The organism is Nocardioides sp. (assembly GCF_031422975.1).
In the GTDB taxonomy this organism is placed as follows: domain Bacteria; phylum Actinomycetota; class Actinomycetes; order Propionibacteriales; family Nocardioidaceae; genus Nocardioides.
In genome coordinates, this window is sequence record NZ_JANPEO010000653.1 from 1 (window position 1) to 3,188 (window position 3,188).

The 3,188-nt window shown below is 72.0% G+C and carries 3 protein-coding genes; 2 read left to right on the top strand and 1 reads right to left on the bottom strand.

Annotated elements, in window-relative coordinates; genetic code table 11:
* The coding region (locus RMO85_RS19340) for an acyl-CoA dehydrogenase family protein (RefSeq protein ID WP_310530342.1) at positions 1–672 on the top strand (672 nt) is incomplete at its 5' end.
* Positions 673–676: 4 nt separating this feature from the next.
* On the top strand, positions 677–1,783 hold the full coding sequence (locus tag RMO85_RS19345; RefSeq protein WP_310530343.1) for an acyl-CoA dehydrogenase family protein: 1,107 nt from the start codon (positions 677–679) through the stop codon (positions 1,781–1,783).
* Between the two features lie 12 nt (positions 1,784–1,795).
* On the opposite strand, the gene RMO85_RS19350 is transcribed toward RMO85_RS19345, so the two are convergent.
* The coding region (locus RMO85_RS19350) for a hypothetical protein (protein WP_310530344.1) at positions 1,796–3,188 on the bottom strand (1,393 nt) is incomplete at its 5' end.

The following is a 3,188-nucleotide window of genomic DNA, read 5'->3' on the forward strand; positions in this document are numbered from 1 at the left end:
ATCTGGATGGCGTGCCGCACCGACCCCGATCTGCCCCGGCACAGGGGACTGTCGATGATCCTGGTCCCGGCGAACGCCCCAGGCTTCTCCTACACACCGGTGCACACGGTCGCCGGGGTGCACACCAGCGCCACCTACTACGAGGACGTGCGCGTCCCGGTGGGCAACCTGGTCGGCGAGCTGAACGGCGGATGGTCGCTGATGACCAACCAGCTCAACCACGAGCGCGTGGCCCTGACGTCGGCCGCGCCGCTCACGCACTCGCTCGCGCAGGTCGTGGCGTGGGCCAAGGAGACCAAGGACTCCGACGGAGAGCGGATCATCGACCGCGAGTGGGTGCAGGTGCTGCTGGGCCGTGTCCATGCCCGCGTCGAGATGCTCAAGCTCCTCAACTGGAACATCGCGTCCTCCGCCGACGACCTCTCCCCCGCCGTCGCCAGCGCGACGAAGGTCTACGGCTCCGAGCTGGCCACCGAGGCCTACCGGTCCCTGATGGAGGTCGTCGGGCCGCACGCCGTGGTCGCCGCCGACTCCCCGGGCGCGGTGATCGCGGGACGGCTCGAGCGCTTCCACCGCTCCTCGCTGGTGATGACGTTCGGTGGCGGCACCAACGAGATCCAGCGCGACATCATCGGCTACGTCGGCCTCGGTCTGCCGGCAGCGAAGAGGTAACGACATGGACTTCGACTTCTCCCCCGAAGCGGACGAGGCAGCCGCCCTGGCCGCCCGGATCCTCACTGACCGGGCCACGCCGGAGCGGCTGCGTGCTGTGGAGGCCGGCGGCGACCGCTTCGACCACGACCTGTGGGGCGACCTTGCCGACGCCGGGCTGCTCGGGCTCGCGGTTCCGGAGGCGTACGGCGGCGCCGGACTCGGCCTCGTCGAGCTCTGCCGCGTCATCGTCGAGGTCGGGCGCACCGTCGCCCCGGTCCCGGTCGCGACCCACGCTGCCTGCGCCCTGGCCCTCGCCGAGCTCGGCACCGACGACCAGCGCCGCCTCTGGTTGCCCGGGGCCGTGTCGGGCGAGCGAGTGCTGGCTGCTGCTGTCGCAGAGGACCTGGTCGCTCTCCCCGGGCGTCCGCTCACGACGGCGCGGAGGACCGACGATGGGTGGGTGCTCAGCGGCACCAAGACCCTGGTCCGAGCCGGACTGGGTGCCGACCTGCTGCTCGTCACCGCCAGCACCCCCGACGGGGTGGGCGTGTTCCTGGTCGAGGGGGACGCGCCGGGAGTCACGACTCACGCCCAGCGCACCACCGACGGCGACCGGGCCGCGCGGGTCGAGCTGATCGACGTGGTGGTCGCACCCGAGGCGCGCGTGCCGGTCGAGGGCGCCGCATCCCGGCTCGGACATCTGCTCACCGTCACCGCCTGCGCCGAGCAGCTCGGCGTCACCGAGGGGGCACTGGCGCTCACGGCGGCGTACGCCGGGACGCGCGAGCAGTTCGGGCGGCCGATCGGCACCTTCCAGGCGGTCTCGCAACGCCTCGCCGACGGCTACATCGACACTCTCGGCCAGCGGCTCACCCTCTGGCAGGCCGCCTGGCGGCTGGGCGAGGGGCTGCCCGCGGAGACGGAGCTGGCCACCGCCACGCTCTTCGCAGCCGACGCCGGCCACCGGGTCGCGCACACGACCGTCCACGTCCACGGCGGCGTCGGCATCGACCTCGACGGCGAGGCCCACCGCTACTTCACGGCCGCGAAGCGGTGGGAGTTCGCCTACGGCGGCACGACCCAGCAGGCGCTGGTGATCGGCAGGGCACTGGCGGCCGAGCCGGCCTGATCCGAGGCTCGCTCAGCGCAGCAGCTTCGCCACGCCGTTGGTCAGCCTCACGTTGTAGAACCCGGAGTTGGCGTCGGTGTACCAGACGCTCCCGCGTCGCGGATCCCAGGCAGGCGCGGACATGGCGTAGGAGCCGGCGACGTCGGGGAACGTGGGGCGGGAGCCCGGGCGCACCGGCCGGTTGTAGTAGGCCACCTCGCGCGGGTGCTCCACGTCGCTGATGTCGAAGAGCCGCAGCCCGGACACGATCATCGAGCAGCCGGCGATTCTCGGGTCGGTGCGCTTGGGCACCGAGCAGTAGTGGCCGGCATAGCCCTGCGCCGCGAAGTTGGCGCCGGGGTCCTCGTACTGCTCACCACCGTGCACGTCGGCCTGGTGCACCTCGAGCCGCAGGTGGGAGACCACGAACGGGTGTCGCGGGTCGTCCACGTTGATGATCCGGCCCGCGCCGACCGGCGCGTTGGGCAGGTCGGTGATGCCCTTGAGGGAGAACAGGTCGGCGAACTCGTCCATCTCCAGCACGTAGTCGTGACCGTCCTGCGTGAACGGGTCGGCCGACTGCGGGATGGAGGCCTGCGGCCAGGTCAGCCTGGAGAGCACCGTCGGCATCGCACCCGGCACCCGGTCGTGCACCTTGCTCACGTCGAGGATGTCCAGTCCCGTGCCGCCCATCAGGTCCAGACCGCCCAGGTCGGGCTGGCCGATGTTGGCGGCATACATGGTGTCGCCGTCGGCGGAGAAGCGCAGCCCGTGGTAGTTCGCGCCGGGCTGGATCATGACCGGCAGCGGTCGCCGCGGGTCGGCGAGGTCGATCGCGACGAGGGTGCCGGACGTGCTCGCGGTCCAGTAGGTCATCCCGTCGGGCGCGAACCCGCTCTCGTGCCCGAGGAGGCCGCTCGGGGTGCTGGACAGCAGCCTCGGATGCCGGCAGTCGGTCTTCACGTCATAGACGTCGAGGACTCCGGGGTACGTCGCGGCGGTCCCCAGCGTCGCCGCGAGCAGTCCGCGCCTCGCGTTGAGCAGCAACGACTCGTGCGGGCTCTGCATCGCGGGCGTGGTGAGAGTCGCGGTCTGCCGCGGGTTGCGCGGGTCGTCCATCGCCAGCACGACCACACCGAGGCCCGAGCTCACGTTGTAGGCAACATCACGCGGGAAGACCAGCGTGCTGTCGTAGAACGCGCAGGTGTGTCGCCGTGCGTCGACGAAGCGGTGCACCTTGAACCCACCGGCGTTGCCGAGGTGGGCGAGCGCCCGGGCGTTGCAGCGGTAGCCCCCGTCGACCCGCCCGGACTTGTAGTCCCGCGCGGGCACCCGGCCCTGGTTGTCGGTCGCGGGACGTGAGCCGTTGCCCCCGTCTGCGCGCGGCACCGGCTGCGGCTCCCGGCCCCCTTGGGCCGGGCCCGTG

Coding starts and splice junctions, on each gene's coding strand:
- RMO85_RS19345 (WP_310530343.1), top strand. CDS start 677: ATGGACTTCGACTTCTCCCCCGAAGCGGACGAGGCAGCCGCCCTGGCC.